Origin of the sequence: Bradyrhizobium barranii subsp. apii (assembly GCF_011516635.5) — a bacterium.
Taxonomy (GTDB): Bacteria; Pseudomonadota; Alphaproteobacteria; order Rhizobiales; family Xanthobacteraceae; genus Bradyrhizobium; species Bradyrhizobium barranii.
Genome location: NZ_CP096255.1, coordinates 6,382,272 through 6,400,807, shown reverse-complemented (window position 1 = coordinate 6,400,807; position 18,536 = coordinate 6,382,272). Strand labels below are relative to the sequence as shown.

Below are 18,536 nucleotides of genomic sequence, written 5' to 3'. Positions count from 1 at the left end.
GACACGTCACCATCAAACAACAAGATAGGCGGAGGCCTGAAGGCCCACCAAGCCGCGTCAGTCGAAGACCAGCCAAGCGAGGAAAAGCCGTGCCCAAGATCTTCAAGTCACTCTTCTTCCAGGTCGTCATTGCGCTCATGCTGGGCATCGCCCTCGGCATGGCTAATCCCGACCTCGCCCTTCAGATGAAGCCGCTCGGCGACGGCTTCATCAAGCTGATCAAGATGCTGGTGCCTGTGATCGTGTTCTGCGTCGTCGTGCACGGTATCGCCGCGGCGGGAGACCTGTCGAAGGTTGGAAGGGTCGGCATCCGCTCTCTCCTGTATTTCGAGATCGTCACCACCGTCGCACTGGTGTTCGGCATTGGGCTTGCCTACTATTTCGAGCCGGGCGCAGGAATGAACATCGACCCGAAGACGCTCGACGCCAAGGCCCTTAGCGGGTTCAGCCAGACCGCGGCTCAGGTCGCGGGAGGCGGCGTCTCCGAATTCCTGATGAAGCTCATCCCCTCGACGATTGTGGGGGCCTTCAGCTCCGGCGACGTCCTGCAGGTGCCGATCGTCTCGATCATGTTCGGCTGCGCCGTGTCCTTGTGCGGCGAGCGAGCGAAGCCGGTCGTCGAGTTCATCGAGCGCGTGAACGAGATCATCTTCAAGATGATGAATTTCGTCGTCCGGCTCGCGCCGATCGGCGTCTTCGGTGCCATCGCCTTCACGGTCGGGAAGTACGGTGTTGGTTCGCTCAAGCAACTCGGTGGGCTCGTCGGCCTGTTCTATCTGGCCGTGGTGCTGTTTGTGATCGTGGTGCTCGGCGCAATCATGCGACTGTCCGGCTTCAGCCTGTTCAAATTGCTCGCCTACTTGCGCGAAGAGTTGATGATCGTTCTCGGCACCGCCGCAGGCGACAGCGTTCTGCCGCAAACCATGCGAAAGCTCGAGCAGCTCGGCATCAAGCGGTCGACGGTTGGTCTCGTTATACCGACCGGATACTCGTTCAATCTGGACGCGTTCTCCATCTACTTGACTTTGGCCGCAGTCTTCATTGCACAGGCGACCAACACGCCGCTTGCGACAGGCGATCTCCTGGCCATCCTTGGCATCGCGTTGCTCACGTCGAAGGGCGCGCACGGCGTTCCGGGCTCGGCCATCGTCGTGCTCGCCGCGACGCTTGCCGCTATCCCGGCTATTCCGGCGATCGGCCTTGTGCTCATCCTGTCGGTCGACTGGTTCATCGGCATTGCCCGCGCCCTCGGCAATTATGTCGGAAACTGCGTTGCCACCGTCGTCGTCGCGTCCTGGGAAGGCGACATCGACAGGGCAAAGGCGCATCGCATCCTGAATGGCGAGATTGATCCCTCAAGTGAGGGGCTGGTCGATGCCGTCGGCGGAGATGAGCCCGTCCCGAGTGCACAGACGGCGTAAAGCGCGAGTGTTGGTTGGAATATGGCGATGCTGACGCTTTCGATTGAGCCTCTAACGAGGAAGGCATTTGCGCCGTTTGGCGATGTCGTCGATACGGATGGGTTGGCGCCCCTGCTGATCAACGAAGGCTATGCCCGGCGCTTCAACGATCTCGCCACGATCGACGTCACCGCGGAAGGCGGACAGATCAACATCAGTTGGTTTGTCGCCTCCACCCGGCCTGCGCCGATCGCGATCCGGCTGATGGAGCGCCATCCGCTTGGAAGTCAATTGTTCATGCCCTTGAACCGCAAGGACTGGCTGATCGTCGTCTGCACGGATCCGCATATCGCCTCGACCTATCGGGCCTTCGCTGCAACGGGACACCAGGGCGTGAACTATGCCCGCAACTGCTGGCACCACCCACTGCTTGTTCTGGAAGACTCCAGTCCGTTCTTCGTCGTCGACCGGAAGGGCGGGGGCGACAATCTTGAGGAATATTGGCTGGAAGAGATGATGCAGCTCGATCTTGCGCCGGACAGCATTCTCGGAAAATGACGCGCGGCAAGCAGAGCCGCGCAATGACATACCACACGGGAAACCTATCGGAGGCCACGACCATGCGATCGCAAACCTATCACGTGCCGCAGGGCGGCCATCCGGCCCAGACGGAGCTCTTGAGCGGCCGGGCGGTCTTCACGAACGCATATGCGGTCATACCCGGCGGTGTGCAGCGCGACATCGTCGTCAGCCATCTGCCGCATTGGGATAACACGCGTGTCTGGGTGCTGGCGCGACCGCTCTCCGGATTCGCCGAGACATTTTCCCATTATCTCATGGAGGTGGCACCGGGTGGGGGAAGCGAGTTGCCGGAGCCGGACAAGGATGCCGAAGGCGCGCTGTTCGTCGCGGGTGGCAAATTGAGCCTCGAGGTGGCGGACAAGGAGCGGGAGCTGCGGCCCGGGGGCTTTGCCTATCTTCCGCCCGGCCGCGGCTGGAGCATTCGCAATCGCAGCTCGAGCCCAGCTCATTTTCATTGGATCCGCAAGCTGTATCAGGGCGTACCGGGGCTTGCTCACCCCGACGTCATCGTGACCAACGAGGACTCGGTCGCATCGACGCTAATGCCAGATACGGATGGGAGATGGAGGACCACACGCTTCATCGATCCGGCCGATATCCGATATGACATGCACATCAATATTGTCACGTTCGAGCCGGGCGCATCTATTCCCTTCACAGAGACCCATGTCATGGAGCACGGTCTTTACGTTTTGGAGGGCAAGGCCGTCTACCGGCTCAACCAGGACTGGGTCGAGGTCGAGGCAGGAGATTTTATGTGGCTGCGGGCGTTCTGTCCGCAGGCGTGCTACGCCGGGGGCCCAGGTCGGTTCCGTTATCTCCTCTATAAGGATGTCAACCGGCACATGGATCTGCGGCCCTTCACGGCAGCGTAAGTTGGAGGCGCTTTTTGGCGAGCTATCGCGGACGGATCATCCGGACGATGCTGAGAATTGCACAAAAGCTCGGGGTTACATCGGCTCGATGCCGATCTTCTTGATGACCGCGGCCCATTTCGTCGTTTCCGATGTCATGAAATCCTTCAGGCCTTGTGGGTCCATCACCATGGGCTCGGCGCCTTGCTCGACGAAGAGGGCGCGCACCTTCGGATCGTTCACGGCTTCCGCCATTGCTGCATAGAGCCTGTCGAGCACGGCCTTGCCTGTGCTCGCGGGCGCGAGCAAAGCAAGCCAAGCGGCGCTCTCGTAATTCTTGAGGCCTGCCTCCGCCGCGGTCGGCACATCCGGCAGCGCGGTCATGCGCTTGTCGCTGGCCACCGCGAGCGGGCGTGCATCGCCGCTCTTGATCAGGCTGATGACGTTCGGCAAGAGCTGGAAGCCAAGCGGGACCTGGCCCGCGATGAAGTCCGGCGTGTAGGCGGCGATATTGCGATAGGGAACGTGCGTGATCTCGGTGCCCGTGAGCTGCTCGAAATAGGCGGCCGCCAGATGCTGCGACGAGCCGACGCCGACCGTTCCGTAGTTCAGCTCCCGCGGATGCGCCTTGGCATAGTCGATCAGCTCGTTCAGCGATTTCGGTGGCAGCCTCGAATTGATCACGATGACATTCGGTAACGTCGCGAACAGGCCGATCGGGACGAGATCCTTCTGCGGATCGTAGGGCAGCTCCTTGTACAGCGACTTGTTCGCGGCCAGCGGGCCGGAGGTGCTCATAAGCAGCGTGTAGCCGTCGGGTGCGGCATGCGCCGCAGCCGCGGTGCCGATATTGCCGCCGGCGCCGGGACGATTGTCGACCACGAAGGCCTGCCCGAGTGACATGGACATGCGGTTGAGCAGGATGCGGGTGATGACGTCGCTGGCGCTGCCGCCGGCGAAGGGCACAAGCACCTGGACCGGGCGGGTCGGATAGTCTTGCGCGTTTGCATGCCGCATTCCCGTTGCTGCGAGCAGGGCGCCACCACCGAGCGAGAGCAGCGACCTCCGGTCAGGACGAAATCCCTCGTTCTGCTGATGAGCGCCATCTGTGATCTTGCTGCGACCGAACCGTGCCATCTCGGACTGAATCTCCCGACTGTGTCTTGTTCTGCGAGCCCAGGGAGCGTCCGGGACGGGAGTCGTCGGGGATGAGCGCCAGGTCGCATTTTTCTGCGCCTGGACCGTAGTTAGCAGGCCGCTACGACCGTCATGCCCGCACGTCTCAAAACTTACCAACCCGTCTCATTTTGCAGTGGGCGCGACATCTTGTCCGAGCAGGAATTCTGCACTCAAGAGATCGCTTTCCGCCGCGTCTTGCTGCGCGCCTTGCGGGGCGATGAGGTCGTGCTGCCAATGAAAGGCTCCACAAACTCTCTCGCCACGGCGGCCGCTTGCGCAAGATCGTGGCTGATGACGTCGAGCACCGCCTTGGCCGCGACCGACACCGCTCGCCGCGGGTGATGCACCCAGGCAATCGAGCGCACGATCCGTTGCTGGTCGAAGCGATGCGCCCGGATGGCGCCGCTCGCAAGCGATTGCCGGAGCGCGATGGTTGGCAGCACTGTGGCAAAATCGGTGGTCGCGATCACGTCGCAGAGCGCGGGGAGGGTGTCGAGCTCTAGCCGCGGCCGCAGGTCGATGCCAACGGCGGCGGCGTGCTCATCCAGGATCAGCCGCAGGCCGTGGCGCTTGGACGGCAGCACGAGGTCGAAATTCGCGACGTGGTCGAAGCGCAGCTTTGCCGGTGGCCTGACCGGGCTGTCCTTGCGGCAGGCGAACACCATCTCCTCGTCCATGATGTGATGCGCGGACAGCAGCGTCTTCCGGCGCGGCACGTTGATCAGCGCGAAATCGAGCTGGCCGGTGTTGACCCAGTCCACGAGCGTCTCGGTATAGCCCTCGCAGGCGGACAGCGTGATCTCGGGATAACGACTGGCGACCGTCGCCGACGAACTGGCCATAGTGCTCTGCGCCACCGACGTGATGAGGCCGACCGAGACCCGCCCCGAAATGCGCCCGCCGAGCTGCGCCATCTCCTGCCGCGCGTACTCGGCGTCACGCACGATCGGCGCGGTCAGCCGCACCAGCGCCTCGCCGGCGCTGGTCAGAGTCATGCCCTGGACGCTGCGGTCGAACAGTTTTTGGCCGAGTTCGGCCTCGAGCTTGGCGATCTGCATGCTCAGCGCCGGCTGCACGATGTTGAGCTGGCGCGCGGCGCGGGTGACGTTCTTTTCCTCCGCCAGGCACAGGAAATATTGCATCTGCCTGAGTTCCACGGGGCCTGTCCTTCGTTCGCCGGTCTCGCTCGCGGTCATCATCACAGATGATGGATGATATAATCAACCATTATTTGTAGTGATGGGCGGGATTGCCTAGTCTCGTGGCGGACCGCGAGGCCTCGAGGGCCGCGCCGTCTGGGAGCGAAATCAGACATATGCAGGATGCAACACCTAAACGGATGATCATCGGCATTTCCGGCGCCTCCGGCGTCACCTATGGCGTGCGCCTGCTGCAGCTCCTGCGCAATGCCGGCGTCGAGACGCATCTGGTGATGTCGAAGACCGCTGAGCTGACCTTTGCCTACGAGACAAGATCGCGGAGGTGAGGGAGCTCGCCAATGTCTGCCATGCGATCGACGACATGGCCTCGGCGATCTCCAGCGGCTCGTTCCGCACCGCCGGCATGATCGTGGCGCCGTGCTCGATGCGCTCGATGTCCGAGATCGCCTCCGGCGTGACCACGACGCTTTTGACCCGCGCTGCCGACGTCGTGCTCAAGGAGCGCCGGCGACTGGTGCTGATGGTGCGCGAGACGCCGCTGCACACCGGGCATCTCAGGACGATGACGGCCCTGTCGGAGATGGGCGCGATCATCGCCCCGCCCGTGCCGGCCTTCTACGCAAAACCCGAGAACCTCGACGACATGGTCGAGCACACCGTCGGCCGTGTGCTCGACCTGTTCGACATCGATATCGGCGTTGTGCGCCGCTGGGGCGAGGACGAGGCGCTCAAGCGCCGCTCGCCGCCGCTGCGCAAGATCGCGCCCTGACCTGAAGACCTGAGGAATGACCCGTATGCGAATGGAAAATGTTGCGAGGAGAGGCGCGAACGCGCCCGCCGATCTGCGCGCCTGGCTCGCGTTTCTCGCCGAGCGCGGCAAGCTCGCGATCGCCCGCGAGGGCATTGGGCTCGCTGACGAGCTCGCCGCCGTCGCCAAGCGGTTGGAGCGTGACAGCGCGGTGCTCTTCCCGCGCCCCGATGGGCATGAAATTCCCGTCGTCGCCAATCTCTTCGCCGGACGCGACTGGGTCGCCGATTCCATCGGCGTGACCGAGGACCAGTTGCTGCCACGGTTCCTGGCTGAGGCAAACCATCCGCTGCCGACGCATGAGGTCGCGAGCGGACCGGTGCAGGACGTCGTCCACGAGGACGTCGATCTGCTGCGCCAACTCCCGGTGCCCAAGCACAATGAGCGCGACAGCGGCCCCTACATCACGGCCGGCCTGCTGATCGCGCGCAACCCGAAGACCGGTGCACAGAACGTCTCGATCCACCGCTGCCAGATCTCTGGCAGGAACCGCATCGGCGTGCTGCTGCTGCCGCGGCACACCTTCTCCTACTACCGCCTCGCGGAAGAGCTGGGCCAGGCGCTGGAGATCGCGATCGTCATCGGTGCGCATCCGGCCTTGATGCTGGCCTCGCAGGCGATCGCGGCGCTCGATGAGGACGAGATGGCGATTGCCGGCGCGCTGCTCGGCGCGCCCGTCGACGTCGTGAAGTGTCGCACCAATTCAGTCCGCGTCCCCGCCCACGCGGAGATCGTCATCGAGGGACGCATTCTTCAGGGCGTGCGTGAGCCGGAAGGTCCGTTCGGCGAATTCCCCCAATATTATGGTCCGCGCGCCAATCGCGAGGTGATCGAGGTCGATGCGATCACGCATCGTGCGAAACCGATCTTCCATACCATTGTGGGCGGCGGTTTTGAGCACCTGATCCTCGGCGGCGTGCCGCGCGAGGCGACGCTGCTCCAGCATCTGCGGCGCAGTTTTCCTGGCGTAATCGATGTCCGCCTGACGCGCGGCGGCACCTGCCGCTACCACCTCGCGATCAAGATCGACAAGGCGAACGACGGCGAACCCAAGAACATCATGATGTGCGCCTTCGGCGCCCATTACGACATCAAGCAGGTGGTCGTGGTGGACAAGGACGTCGACATCTCCTCGTCCGAGGAAATCGAATGGGCGGTGGCGACGCGCTTCCAGGCCGACCGCGACCTCATGGTCGTCGCCGGCGCGCTCGGCTCGAAGCTCGATCCGACCACCGACAACGGCATCAGCGCCAAGATGGGTCTCGATGCGACCGCGCCGGTCAACGCGCCCGAGCTCGCTTTCAAGCGCATTCGCGTCAAGGGCGAGGAGGAGGTCGATCTCGCCACTGCCTTGCAGGCCGACCCCGGCGCTGCGGTCGCGCGGCTTCTTTCGGAGACGCGTGCATGAGCGGATTACCGCTCGGAAGCAACTTGCGTCGGTTTGCGCCGTTGGAATATGAAGCGGGGGCTGCTTATAGTGCCGCGCCGATGAAGCAATCATTTTGCAGCGCAACGCTGCCGGGAGGAAGAAACTGATGTCGACGGCCCTGCGCATCGCTCATGGCGCTTTCGGCAGGGTCGCTCTGCTCGACATGGACCGTTCGCTGGTCCGCCACGCTCATCATCACTGCCACGTCCTGCTCAAGGTCGAGGGCTCCGACACGCAGTTTCTTGTGGGCGACCAGGTCACGCCGCTGACGGACACCGCCGCCGTGCTCGTCGACGGCTGGAAGCCGCATGCCTATGTGCACGACGCCAACCGTCCGCGCACGCTGATCATGGCGCTCTATATCGAGCCGGAATGGCTGAAGGAGTTCCGTCCCGGCTGGGCGGCCAGCGGTGCGCCGGGCTTTTTCGAGCGGCCGTCGGGCGAGGTGTCGCCGCGCATCCGTCAGCTCACGCTGCATCTGGCGGCCGAAATGATGGCGAATCCGGATGGGGTGCGGACCCACGAGCAGACGCTCTCGGATCTCATGATCGCGGTGATTGAGCGATTCACGCCCTGGCGCAGCTTCCCGACCTCGATCCGCGGCATGAGCGCGGTGAGCTGCGATTGGCGCATCCGCCGCGCGATGGACGCGATGCGCGTGCACGATTCCTATGCCAACGTCGATCAGTTCGTGAAGGGCGCAGGCCTCTCGCGCGCGCAGTTCTTCCGCCTGTTCGAGACCTCGCTCGGCGTCTCGCCAAAGCTGTATCTCAATGTCGTCCGGATGGAGCGCGCGCTCGATGCTGTCATGCGCGAGGACACACCGCTCGGCGAGCTCAGCGAGCGCTTTGGCTTTCCGGAGCCGGCGCATTTCACGCGTTTCTTCCGGGATCATGCCGGCGTCAGCCCGCGCGAGTTTCGCAATGTCTCGCGTCTCGCGGGGTGAGTCTTGCGGGCTGATATTGCGCTGCACGCTCTCGAATGAGACGATTTGGTAAGTCGTGAGAGCGGGCGGTATGGCTCCCGCACGCCCAGTCCTGACAAACGTCATCGTCGCGTCAAAGAACGCGTCGGGAGGTATGCCGGGACATGTTGCAGGCGGTCAAATCCGCAAATCCGGGAAGTGGCGATGACCCGTGGGTCGGGCGTTCGATCGAGCGCGTCGAAGACGCCGCGCTGCTCTCTGGCCGCGGCCGCTTCATCGACGATCTCGGTGTCCAGCCCGGCACGCTACACGCGACGATCCTGCGCTCGCCGCATGCGCATGCCGATATTCTTTCGATCGACGTTGAAGCCGCGAAGCGTCTGCCGGGGGTTGCAGCCGTTCTGACCGGCAGCGACGTCAAGGCCGTCACGACGAGCCTCGTCGTTGGCGTGAAGGCGCCGGTGGAGTGTTGGCCGATCGCGATGGACCGCGTGCGCTATGTCGGCGAACCGGTCGCTTTGGTCGTCGCAACTGACCGTGCGCGCGCCGAGGATGCGGCCGAGCTGATCAACGTCGAATATCGGCCGCGTGCCGCTGTCGTCGATCCGCTTGGGACGCTCGCACCGGGCGCGCCCGTGCTCCACGATGGCTTTCCCGGCAATCTCGCCAGCGACCGCCATTTCCGTTACGGCGATCCTGAAAAGGCCTTTGCGGATGCGCCGCATCGCTTCTCCATCGACATCCGCTATCCCCGCAATTCCTGCACGCCGATCGAGACCTATGGCGTCGTCGCATCGCACGATGCCGGCGAGGATGCCTATGAGGTGCTCGCCAATTTCCAGGGCCCGTTCAGCATCCACACCGTGATTGCGCGCGCGTTGAAAGTGCCGGGCAACCGGTTGCGGCTGCGTACGCCGCCGGATTCCGGCGGCAGCTTTGGCGTCAAGCAGGGGGTGTTTCCTTACATCGTGCTGATCGCGGCGGCCGCGCGCGTCACGGGACGGCCGGTGAAGTGGATCGAGGACCGGCTCGAGCATCTTACCGCGTCGGTATCGGCGACCAACCGCGCGACCACCCTGTCGGCGGCGGTTGCAGCGAACGGAAAGATCCTCGCGCTGGACTGGGACCAGGTCGAGGATTGCGGCGCGCATCTGCGCGCGCCTGAGCCTGCCACGCTCTACCGCATGCACGGCAATCTGACCGGCGCCTACGACATCCGCCATGTCAGGATCCGCAACCGCGTCGTCGTCACCAACAAGACACCGACCGGTCTCAACCGCGGCTTTGGCGGCCCGCAGGTCTATTTCGCACTGGAGCGCCTGGTGCAGCGGATCGCGATCGGCCTCGGCCTCGATCCGCTCGATGTCATCAAGCGCAATCTGATCGACGCCGGCGCGTTTCCCTATCGCACGGCGACCGGTGCCTTGCTCGACTCCGGCAACTACCAGGACGCCGTCGCGCTCGCAGTCGAACAGGGCAGGCTCGCTGAGCTCAAGGCGAAGCGGGACGAGGCGCGAGCACAGGGGCGGCTCTACGGGATCGGCTTCACCGCGGTGGTCGAGCCCAGCGTCTCCAACATGGGCTACATCACCACCGTGCTGACGGCGGCCGAGCGCCGCAAGGCAGGTCCCAAGAACGGCGCGCAGGCAACCGCAACCGTCGGCCTCGATCCGGTCGGCAGCGTCACGGTTCACGTCGCCTCCGTGCCGCAGGGGCAGGGCCATCGCACGGTGCTGTCGCAGGTCGTCGCCGACGTCTTCGGCCTCCAGCCTAGGGATATCCGGGTCAACACCGAGATCGACACGGCCAAGGACGCATGGTCGATCGCTTCGGGCAATTACGCCAGCCGCTTCGCAGCAGCCGTGGCCGGCACGGCGAAGATCGCCGCGGAACGCGTCGCCGGCAGGCTCGCCCGCATCGCCGCAAGCCAGTTGAACGTCGAAGCCGCCGACATCGTGTTTGCGAAAGGCTTCGTTGCCTCCAGGCACAATCCGGAAAACCGGATCGCGTTCTCGCGCGTGGCAGCCCTCAGCCACTGGTCGCCGGGCTCGCTGCCGGACGACGCCGGCCAGACCATCCGCGAGACCGTGTTCTGGACGCCGCCGGAGCTGACGCCGCCCGACGACGAGGACCGCATCAACTCTTCGCTCTGCCACGGCTTCATCTTCGATTTCTGCGGCGTCGAGATCGATCCGACGACGCTGGAGACGCGAATCGATCGCTACGTCACCATGCACGACTGCGGCACCATCCTGCATCCCGCCATGGTCAACGGCCAGATCCGCGGCGGCTTTACCCAGGCGCTCGGCGCCGCGCTCTTTGAGGAATATGCCTACGCCGAGGACGGCAGTTTCCTGACGGGAACGCTCGCCGACTATCTGCTGCCGACCACCACCGAGGTGCCGGAGCCGCAGATCATCCACATGGAGACACCGTCGCCGTTCACGCCGCTCGGCGCAAAAGGCGTCGGTGAGGGCAATTGCATGTCCACACCCGTCTGCCTCGCCAATGCAGTCGCGGACGCGCTCGGCATTGCCGATATCACCTTGCCGCTGGTGCCGGCGCGGCTTGCAGAGCTGGTGCGCGGTGCCGAACCGCCGCCTCCCGCTGGCGGCGCGCCTGCTGCGCCTGTGCGCGAGGGCGACCGGCGGTTGCGCGGTGAGGGACAGGCCTCGGTAAAGGGGCCGCCCGAGCAGGTCTGGGCGATGCTGCTCGATCCCGCCACGCTGCAATCCGTCATTCCCGGCTGCCAGCGCGTCGACAAGATCACCGACACGCATTTCCGCGCCGACGTCACGCTCGGCATCGGCCCGGTCAGCGGGCGTTATCGCGCGGATGTCGAGCTGTTCGATCTCGATCCGCCACGCGCGGTCACACTGCGTGGCGGTGCGACCGGCGCGCTCGGCTTCGGCAACGCCGAGGGGCGGATCACGCTCGCGCCCGACGGCAATGGCGGCACAAAGCTGACCTACAGCTACGACGCCGCGATCGGCGGCAAGGTCGCGAGCATCGGCGGTCGCCTGCTCGACGGCGCCACGCGCGTCATCATCGGCCAGTTCTTCACCGCACTGGCCCGCAAGGCTGGCGGTGGTGGTGCGGAGGGTGGCGGCTTCTCGCTGTTCGCGCTGCTGGCAAAGGTGGCGAGCCTGTTCGGGGGGCGCCGATGAAGCCGCCCGCATTCGACTATCTCCGCGCCGAAACCGTCGGCGAGGTCCTCGAAGGCCTCGCGCAGCAAGGTGGCGATGCCCGCGTGCTCGCCGGCGGGCAGTCGCTGATGGCGATGCTCAACATGCGTCTCGCCAAGCCGAAGCTGCTGATCGACATCATGCGTCTGAAGGAGCTCCGCCGGATCGAGCGGAAGACGGATGCCGTCGTCATCGGCGCCGGCGTGCGCCAGGCCGACCTCCTGGCATGGCCTGACCTTGCCGAGGCGCTGCCGCTGGTCGCGCTGGCGCTGCCTTGGGTCGGGCACGTGCAGACCCGCAGCCGAGGCACCATCTGCGGCTCGCTCGCGCACGCCGATCCCAGCGCCGAGATGCCGCTGACGCTGGTTGCGCTCGGCGGCGAGGTGTTGCTGCGCAGCGCCAAGCGGCGGCGGCGCGTTGCCGCCAAGGACTTCTTCGCCGGCATGATGCTGACCGCTCGCGCCGATGACGAACTGATCGAAGGAATCTCGCTGCCCGCCGTCAAGGGATCGCGCTTCGCCTTCCGCGAGGTCGCGCGACGCCATGGCGATTTCGCCATTGTCGCCTCCGCGGCGATGAAGACACCGACGGGCGTGCGTATCGCCGTTGGCGGCGTCGCCGACGTTCCGACCGTGCGCGACTGGCCGCGGCTGGAGGGCAGCGCGCTCGACGATGCCCTCAATGCCTTTGCCTACGAACTTGGTGCCCGCGACGACGTCCACGCAACCGCGCGCTACCGGCGCGACCTCGTGCGCATGATCGGTCGCGATCTGATCGGCGAGGTGCTGCAATGACCCGTCTCAAGGCAGATCAGCGCCATGCCGTCCGTTTCTCGCTCAACGGCAAGCCGGTCGAGGGCGAGGCGGAGCCGCGCATGCTGCTCTCCGATTTCCTGCGCCACCAGCTGGGAGCGACCGGCACCCATGTCGGCTGCGAGCACGGCGTCTGCGGCGCCTGCACTGTTGTCGTCGACGGCATGCTGACGCGGTCGTGCCTGACGCTCGCTGCGCAGGTCGATGGTTGCGAGCTCAGGACCGTCGAAGGCCTCGCACCGTCGGCGGACCGGCTCGGAGTGCTGCAGCAGGCGTTCCGCCGCAACCACGCGCTCCAATGCGGCTTCTGCACCGCCGGCATTTTGATGTCGCTCGACCACTATCTCGCCAGGAACCCGGCGCCGACCGAGGCCGAGATCCGCGACCTCCTTAGCGGACATATCTGCCGCTGCACCGGCTACACACCGATCATCCAGGCGGCGCTCGAAGCCGCCGCCGAACTCGCTTCATCCAAAAAAGAGACGTCCGATGCTTGATCTCGCCAGCAGCTTCATCGCCAGCGCCGCGCGCGATCCCCATGCGATTGCGTTGGTCGACGGTGATCTGCGCCTGACCTACCGGCAATGGTACGGCAAGATCTCTGCGCTCGTGGCATCGTTCGACCGCCTTGGCCTCAAGCCCGGCGATCACGTCGTCACGCTGCTGCAAAACCGCTGGGAAGCGGCGACGCTGCACTGGGCCTGCCAGTTCGCAGGGCTCGTGATTACGCCGGTCAACTGGCGCGCCAAGGCCGACGAGCTCGATTACTGCATCGAGAACGCCGAAGCCTGCGCGATCGTCTATCAGGATATCTCTGCCGAGGCGGTGCAGGGCTCGGGGTTGGCAGGCAAGCTGCTGCGTGTTTCCGTCGATCCCGGGACGGGGGAGGCCACCAGCTTTGCCGATCTGATCAAGGACAGCGCGCCGGACGCCGAGCCGCGCGTCGGCACCGATGCGTGGTCGATCATGCTCTACACGTCGGGTACGACCTCGCGGCCGAAAGGCGTGCCGCGGCGGCATCGGGCCGAACGTGCTGCCGCGATCGCTCATGTCGCGCAAAATCTCTACGGCCGCGGCGAGCGCACGCTCGGCGTGATGCCGCTCTACCACACCATGGGTGTCCGCTCGCTGCTGGCGATGTCGCTGATCGGCGGCACCTTCATCTGCCTGCCGCGCTATGACAGCCGCCAGGCGCTGGCGCTGATCGAGCAGGAGGAGATCACCAACCTCTATCTGGTGCCGACGCTCTATCACGACCTCGTTCATCACGAGGCCTTCTCCAAAACCGACGTCTCCAGCGTCCGCAAGCTCGGTTTTGCCGGCGCCTCGATGACCGACGGCCTTCTCAAGAAGCTGAACGAGGCGTTCAAGCCAGAGTTGTTCGTCAATCACTACGGCAGCTCCGAGATCTACACCTTTACGATCGACCAGGATGCCGCGGCAAAGCCCGGCTCGGCCGGCAAGGCCGGGCTGAACCAGCACGTCAAGGTCGTGCGCATCGGCGCGAAGTCGGTCGCGGAGCTTGCTGCGGTCGGCGAGGAGGGCGAGATCATCGCGACGCTCGCCGGCGACGAGGCCTTCGAGGGCTACTGGCGCCGTCCTGAAGCCGACGCCAAGTCGCTGCGCGAGGGCTGGTATTTTACGGGCGATACCGGCTTCGTCGATCCCGACGGCGACCTGTTCGTCACCGGGCGCGTCGACGACATGATCATCACCGGCGGCGAGAACGTCTCGCCGGTCGAGATCGAGAGCTGCCTGTCGCTGCATCCCGCGGTCGACGAGGTCGCAGTGGTCGGCGTTGCCGACGAGAAATGGGGCAAGGTCGTCGCCGCCTTCGTCAAGCGCAATCGCCCTGTGTCGGACGTCGAGCTGGAGCAGTTCTGCCGGACCACGGGCCTTGCCAATTTCAAGGGGCCTCGGCGCTACGTCTTCGTCGACGCCATTCCCAAATCGCCGGTCGGCAAACTGCTGCGGCGACTGCTCGTCGCCGGTGAATACGAAGCCGAGCGCCTGCCGCCATCAGACGCCGCCTGATCATCACTCATCAACAATCAACAGAAGGAAACCAACATGCCGTCAGCCTACAATTTTACCGATCCCCGACTCGCAAAACTCGACGGGTTCAAGGTCGAGATCGATGAGGCGCATGAGCGGGCCGATATCATCCTGGGCCGGCCGCCCTACAACGTCGTGGCGATGCCGCAGCGTGACCAGCTGCGCCTGACCTTCGAAACGCTGGACGAGGATCCGCGCGTGCGCGTCATCGTAGTGCGCGGCGAGGGCGAGCATTTCTCCAGCGGCGGCAATATCGGCGGCTTCATGGAAGCGAGCCCCGAGCACGTTTCCAAGCTCGCCTGGAACGTCGCCGCGCCTGCGCGCTGCGCCAAGCCCGTGATCGTTGCCAACCGCGGTTATTGCTTCGGCGTCGGCTTCGAGCTGTCACTCGCCTGCGACTTCCGCATTGCCTCGGAGACCACGCAATACGCGCTGCCGGAGCAAAAGCTCGGCCAGATCCCGGGCTCGGGCGGTTCGGCCCGTCTGCAGAAGATGGTCGGTATCACCCGCACCAAGGACATCGTGATGCGCTCCAAGCGTATCTCGGCCAAGCAGGCGTTCGACTGGGGCATCGCCACGGAGTGTGTGCCGGATGCCGAGCTGGAGAAGGCGACCGACAAGCTGGTCGACGAGCTCCGCACTTTCTCGCCGCTGGCACAGCGCACCGCCAAGAAGCTGCTCAACGACACCGAGGATTCGACGCTCGCCATCGCGATCGAGCTCAAAGGCCATTGCTACAGCCGCCTTCGCCAGTCGGAAGACTTCAAGGAAGGCGTCGAGGCCTTCAACGCCAAGCGTCCGCCGAAGTTCACCGGCCGCTGATACGCGACAAAACTGCCGCGGTTCGCAATGACGCGAGCCGCGGCTCTATCAAAACGGGGGAGGTAAACAACATGGCTGAGATGGATATGCCGGTCGCCGGCGCGCAAGCGTCGGCGGATAACAAGCAGATGGTCAATGCGATCATCGCATCGGTGCTCGGATGGGCGCTGGATCTGTTCGATTTGTTCATTTTGCTCTACGTGGCGCCGGTCGTTGGCGCGCTGTTCTTTCCGTCGAGCAACCCAGCGCTGTCGCTCGCCGCGGTCTACGGCTCGTTCGCCGTGACGCTCCTGATGCGGCCGCTGGGCTCGGCGGTGTTCGGGCATTATGCCGACGTGCACGGCCGCAAGCAGGCCATGCTGATCGCCATCATCGGTGTCGGCATCAGCACGGCGGCGTTCGGTCTGTTGCCGACCATCGCGCAGGTCGGTGTGATCGCGCCGATCCTCTTCCCGATCCTGCGTCTGGTGCAGGGCATCTTCGTCGGCGGCGTCGTGGCCTCCACCCACACCATCGGCACCGAGTCGGTGCCGGCGCAATGGCGCGGCGCGATGTCGGGTCTGGTCGGCGGCGGTGGCGCCGGCATCGGTGCGCTGCTCGCGTCCTTCATCTTCCTGATCACGTCGTCGATCTTCCCCGGCGATGCCTTCGCGGTATGGGGCTGGCGCTTCATGTTCTTCTCGGGGCTGCTGAGCTCGCTGCTCGGCTGGTTCATCTTCCGCAACCTCGAGGAGTCGCCTTACTTCAAGGAGCTCAAGCGCCAGCAGGGTAACAAGCAGGCGAAGGTCTCGAAGGCGCCGGTCAGGGACGTGTTCTCCGGCGAATATCGCGGCGTGCTGCTGGTCAACCTTCTCATCACCTTCGGTGGCGGCGCCGGCTATTACCTGACCTCGGGCTACCTGCCGAGCTTCCTGAAAGTCATCAATGCGGTCCCGAACCAGACCTCGTCGTTGATCCTGATGGGCGCGAGCGTGTCGGCGTTCTTCTCGGCCGTGCTGGTCGGCGCGCTGAGCGATCGTATCGGCCGCAAAAAGACGTTCCTCATCATCGGTGTCCTGGCCGCGGTGCTGCTGCCGCTGTGCTATCTCAATCTCGCGGCGACCAAGGACACGACGCAAATCACGCTCTATGCGCTCGCGATCGCCTTCATCGGCAATGCCGGCTATGCGCCGGTGCTGATCTTCCTCAACGAGCGTTTTCCGACCGCGTTGCGCGCGAGCGGCACGGGCCTGTCCTGGAATATCGGCTTCGCGCTGGGCGGCATGATGCCGACCTTCGTCTCGCTGGTGAGCGGTAGTCCTGCGGAGATCCCGATGTCGCTGGCCTACTTCGCAGTCGGCGTGTTCGTGATCTACCTGATTGGTGCGGTCGTGATCCCCGAGACCAAGGGTAACTTCCGCTGAGCCAAATCGGCGCGGCCGCATTCGTGGCCGCGCCGATCCATCGAATTGCGCGACGAGACGGGAATGGATGGGCTGCATTTCGACGACGTCATCGTCGGTGGCGGATCGGCGGGCTGCGTGCTCGCCAATCGGCTTTCCGCAGACGGAAGCCGCCGCGTGCTTCTGATCGAAGCCGGGATGGACACGCCGCCCGAGGCGACGCCGCCGGAAATCCTCGACAGCTATCCGATGACGCTGTTCTTCGGCGACAAATACATCTGGCCGGGCCTGTCAGCGGCCGCCGGCCGCAATGCCGAGGGCAAGCCGATCGTCCGCGCCTACGAGCAGGGCCGGGTGATGGGCGGTGGCTCCAGCATCAACGTGCAATCGGCCAATCGCGGCCTGCCGCGTGATTATGACGAATGGCGCGATCTCGGCGCGCGCGGCTGGGGATGGGCGGATGTGCTGCCGTACTTCCTCAAGCTCGAAACGGACCTGGATTTCCACGGCCCGCTGCATGGCAAGCACGGCCCAATCCCGATCCGCCGCATCGCGCGCGAGGCGATGCCGCCGTTTGGCAAGGCCGTGGGAGAGGCTTTGTCGGCAACCGGCCTGCCGTTCCGAAGGGACCAGAACGGCGAGTTCGAGGACGGCATCTTTCCGCCGGCCTTCTCCAATCGCAACGACCGGCGCGTCTCGACCGCCGCCGGATATCTCGACGCAGCAGCGCGCGCGCGGCCGAACCTGACCATCTGGGCGGACAGCGAGGTCGAACAACTCCAGCTCGATGGCCGCCGCGCGAGGGGCGTGGTGGTCGCGCGGGGCGGGCAGAAGCTCGCCGTCGCCGCCGGCCGCGTGATCCTGACCGCAGGCGCGCTGCAATCGCCGGCGATCCTGATGCGGGCGGGCATCGGCCCAGGTGCGGCGCTGCAAGCGCTCGGCATTCCCGTGGCGATCGATCTGCCCGGCGTCGGCAGCAATCTGCGCGATCATCCCGCACTGACCTTCTGTCAATATTTGCCGCGGCGGTTGCGCTTGCCGCTTGCCCGGCGGCGTCCCAATTTCGCGGCGATGCGCTTCTCGTCCGAACATCCCGGCTGCGACGCCTCCGACATGTACATCACGGCCGCGGCGCGCGGCGGGTGGCATGCGCTGGGCACGCGGCTTGGTCTCTACTTTCTCTGGTGCAACCGGCCGTATTCGAGCGGCTCGCTCACGCTGGCGAGCCGCGACCCGAAAACCTATCCTGTGGTCGATTTCAACCTGCTGTCCGACCGACGCGATCTCGAACGGATGGTCGCGGCCGTCCGGCTGCTCGCGAAGATTGTCGTTCATCCCGCGCTCAACCCGGAGGCGGGCGATTTCTTCCCGGCCTCCTTTTCTCCGCGGATCAAGCGGCTGAGCCGGTACGGCACCGTCAATCGCATCGTTGCGTCCATCCTCGGGCCAATGCTCGACATACCCGCGGGCCTCAGGGCGCTTGTGATCCGGCTCGTGCTGCTCAACGGCACGGCCTTCCAGGCGACGCTTGCCGACGACCGTGCCCTCGAAGTTTTCGTACGGCAAAGCGTGTTCGGAGTCTGGCATCCAGTGGGGACATGCCGCGCGGGCGATCCCGCCGACCGGATGGCGGTGGTCGATCCCGGGGGCAGGGTGATCGGCAGCGAGAACATCTTTGTGGCGGATGCCTCGATCATGCCGCGGCTGCCGACGGCCAATACCAACATCCCCGTGATCATGACGGCCGAGAAGATCAGTGATGCCCTGCTGTCGCTAAATTAAGCTTTGTGCTGCGCCAGCGCGGAAACGCCCTCCTGCGTGAGGTATTCGAGTTCCACGAGGTCACTCCATTAGATTCGACTCCTGAACAGGAAGCGCCGCGACGACCGACTGCGGCATCGAGCGGTTCACGTTTTGAAGCAGGCGGATTGGTCCCGGAAAGC

The 18,536-nt window shown here is 64.9% G+C and carries 14 protein-coding genes and 1 pseudogene; 13 read left to right on the top strand and 2 right to left on the bottom strand.

Going from position 1 to position 18,536, the window contains the following annotated elements; genetic code table 11:
• The first annotated feature begins 89 nt into the window (after positions 1-89).
• The 3 genes from HAP41_RS30585 (at position 90) to HAP41_RS30575 (ending at position 2,857) form a co-directional block, all read left to right on the top strand.
• Entirely contained in the window at positions 90-1,421 is a 1,332-nt protein-coding gene (locus HAP41_RS30585; protein WP_166093355.1) for a C4-dicarboxylate transporter DctA, read from the top strand.
• Positions 1,422-1,448: 27 nt separating this feature from the next.
• Positions 1,449-1,958: an ureidoglycolate lyase gene (locus HAP41_RS30580; RefSeq protein ID WP_166093360.1), complete on the top strand. Its 510-nt coding sequence runs from the start codon at positions 1,449-1,451 to the stop codon at positions 1,956-1,958.
• 62 nt (positions 1,959-2,020) lie between these two features.
• Positions 2,021-2,857 (top strand): bifunctional allantoicase/(S)-ureidoglycine aminohydrolase, encoded by an 837-nt coding sequence (locus HAP41_RS30575; RefSeq protein WP_166093371.1) that lies wholly within the window; start codon positions 2,021-2,023, stop codon positions 2,855-2,857.
• A gap of 75 nt (positions 2,858-2,932) precedes the next feature.
• On the opposite strand, the gene HAP41_RS30570 is transcribed toward HAP41_RS30575, so the two are convergent.
• Both HAP41_RS30570 and HAP41_RS30565 read right to left on the bottom strand, forming a co-directional pair.
• Positions 2,933-3,973 (bottom strand): Bug family tripartite tricarboxylate transporter substrate binding protein, encoded by a 1,041-nt coding sequence (locus HAP41_RS30570; RefSeq protein ID WP_166093381.1) that lies wholly within the window; start codon positions 3,971-3,973, stop codon positions 2,933-2,935.
• Between the two features lie 212 nt (positions 3,974-4,185).
• Positions 4,186-5,157, bottom strand: coding sequence for a LysR family transcriptional regulator (locus tag HAP41_RS30565; protein ID WP_166105688.1), 972 nt, complete (start codon positions 5,155-5,157; stop codon positions 4,186-4,188).
• Positions 5,158-5,330: 173 nt separating this feature from the next.
• Between HAP41_RS30565 and HAP41_RS30560 the strand changes: the two are divergent.
• The 10 genes and pseudogenes from HAP41_RS30560 to HAP41_RS30515 all read left to right on the top strand — a co-directional run bounded on the left by HAP41_RS30560 (position 5,331) and on the right by HAP41_RS30515 (position 18,375).
• A pseudogene (locus tag HAP41_RS30560) lies at positions 5,331-5,944 on the top strand (UbiX family flavin prenyltransferase).
• A gap of 25 nt (positions 5,945-5,969) precedes the next feature.
• Entirely contained in the window at positions 5,970-7,391 is a 1,422-nt protein-coding gene (locus tag HAP41_RS30555) for a UbiD family decarboxylase (RefSeq protein ID WP_166105689.1), read from the top strand.
• Between the two features lie 127 nt (positions 7,392-7,518).
• Positions 7,519-8,358: a helix-turn-helix transcriptional regulator gene (locus tag HAP41_RS30550; RefSeq protein ID WP_166093386.1), complete on the top strand. Its 840-nt coding sequence runs from the start codon at positions 7,519-7,521 to the stop codon at positions 8,356-8,358.
• A gap of 143 nt (positions 8,359-8,501) precedes the next feature.
• Complete coding sequence (locus tag HAP41_RS30545; protein ID WP_166093414.1) at positions 8,502-11,504, top strand: xanthine dehydrogenase family protein molybdopterin-binding subunit; 3,003 nt, start codon at positions 8,502-8,504, stop codon at positions 11,502-11,504.
• Positions 11,501-12,316: an FAD binding domain-containing protein gene (locus HAP41_RS30540; RefSeq protein ID WP_166093421.1), complete on the top strand. Its 816-nt coding sequence runs from the start codon at positions 11,501-11,503 to the stop codon at positions 12,314-12,316. The genes HAP41_RS30545 and HAP41_RS30540 overlap by 4 nt, the downstream gene beginning before the upstream one ends.
• Positions 12,313-12,831, top strand: a complete 519-nt coding sequence (locus HAP41_RS30535; protein ID WP_166093438.1) for a (2Fe-2S)-binding protein — start codon at positions 12,313-12,315, stop codon at positions 12,829-12,831. Before HAP41_RS30540 ends, HAP41_RS30535 begins: the two co-directional genes overlap by 4 nt.
• Positions 12,824-14,368: an AMP-binding protein gene (locus HAP41_RS30530; protein WP_166093449.1), complete on the top strand. Its 1,545-nt coding sequence runs from the start codon at positions 12,824-12,826 to the stop codon at positions 14,366-14,368. The genes HAP41_RS30535 and HAP41_RS30530 overlap by 8 nt, the downstream gene beginning before the upstream one ends.
• A 36-nt stretch (positions 14,369-14,404) precedes the next feature.
• Positions 14,405-15,211 (top strand): enoyl-CoA hydratase/isomerase family protein, encoded by an 807-nt coding sequence (locus tag HAP41_RS30525; protein WP_166093457.1) that lies wholly within the window; start codon positions 14,405-14,407, stop codon positions 15,209-15,211.
• A gap of 71 nt (positions 15,212-15,282) precedes the next feature.
• On the top strand, positions 15,283-16,614 hold the full coding sequence (locus HAP41_RS30520) for an MFS transporter (RefSeq protein ID WP_166093466.1): 1,332 nt from the start codon (positions 15,283-15,285) through the stop codon (positions 16,612-16,614).
• A 63-nt stretch (positions 16,615-16,677) separates the two neighbouring features.
• Complete coding sequence (locus tag HAP41_RS30515) at positions 16,678-18,375, top strand: GMC family oxidoreductase (protein WP_166093478.1); 1,698 nt, start codon at positions 16,678-16,680, stop codon at positions 18,373-18,375.
• Positions 18,376-18,536: the final 161 nt, after the last annotated feature.

Excerpts from the sequence above, each read along its gene's own strand:
- HAP41_RS30580 (WP_166093360.1), top strand. The coding sequence starts at position 1,449 with ATGCTGACGCTTTCGATTGAGCCTCTAACGAGGAAGGCATTTGCGCCG.
- HAP41_RS30575 (WP_166093371.1), top strand. The coding sequence starts at position 2,021 with ATGCGATCGCAAACCTATCACGTGCCGCAGGGCGGCCATCCGGCCCAG.
- HAP41_RS30570 (WP_166093381.1), bottom strand. The coding sequence starts at position 3,973 with ATGGCACGGTTCGGTCGCAGCAAGATCACAGATGGCGCTCATCAGCAG.
- HAP41_RS30565 (WP_166105688.1), bottom strand. The coding sequence starts at position 5,157 with ATGCAATATTTCCTGTGCCTGGCGGAGGAAAAGAACGTCACCCGCGCC.
- HAP41_RS30555 (WP_166105689.1), top strand. The coding sequence starts at position 5,970 with ATGCGAATGGAAAATGTTGCGAGGAGAGGCGCGAACGCGCCCGCCGAT.
- HAP41_RS30550 (WP_166093386.1), top strand. The coding sequence starts at position 7,519 with ATGTCGACGGCCCTGCGCATCGCTCATGGCGCTTTCGGCAGGGTCGCT.
- HAP41_RS30545 (WP_166093414.1), top strand. The coding sequence starts at position 8,502 with ATGTTGCAGGCGGTCAAATCCGCAAATCCGGGAAGTGGCGATGACCCG.
- HAP41_RS30540 (WP_166093421.1), top strand. The coding sequence starts at position 11,501 with ATGAAGCCGCCCGCATTCGACTATCTCCGCGCCGAAACCGTCGGCGAG.
- HAP41_RS30535 (WP_166093438.1), top strand. The coding sequence starts at position 12,313 with ATGACCCGTCTCAAGGCAGATCAGCGCCATGCCGTCCGTTTCTCGCTC.
- HAP41_RS30530 (WP_166093449.1), top strand. The coding sequence starts at position 12,824 with ATGCTTGATCTCGCCAGCAGCTTCATCGCCAGCGCCGCGCGCGATCCC.
- HAP41_RS30525 (WP_166093457.1), top strand. The coding sequence starts at position 14,405 with ATGCCGTCAGCCTACAATTTTACCGATCCCCGACTCGCAAAACTCGAC.
- HAP41_RS30520 (WP_166093466.1), top strand. The coding sequence starts at position 15,283 with ATGGCTGAGATGGATATGCCGGTCGCCGGCGCGCAAGCGTCGGCGGAT.
- HAP41_RS30515 (WP_166093478.1), top strand. The coding sequence starts at position 16,678 with ATGGATGGGCTGCATTTCGACGACGTCATCGTCGGTGGCGGATCGGCG.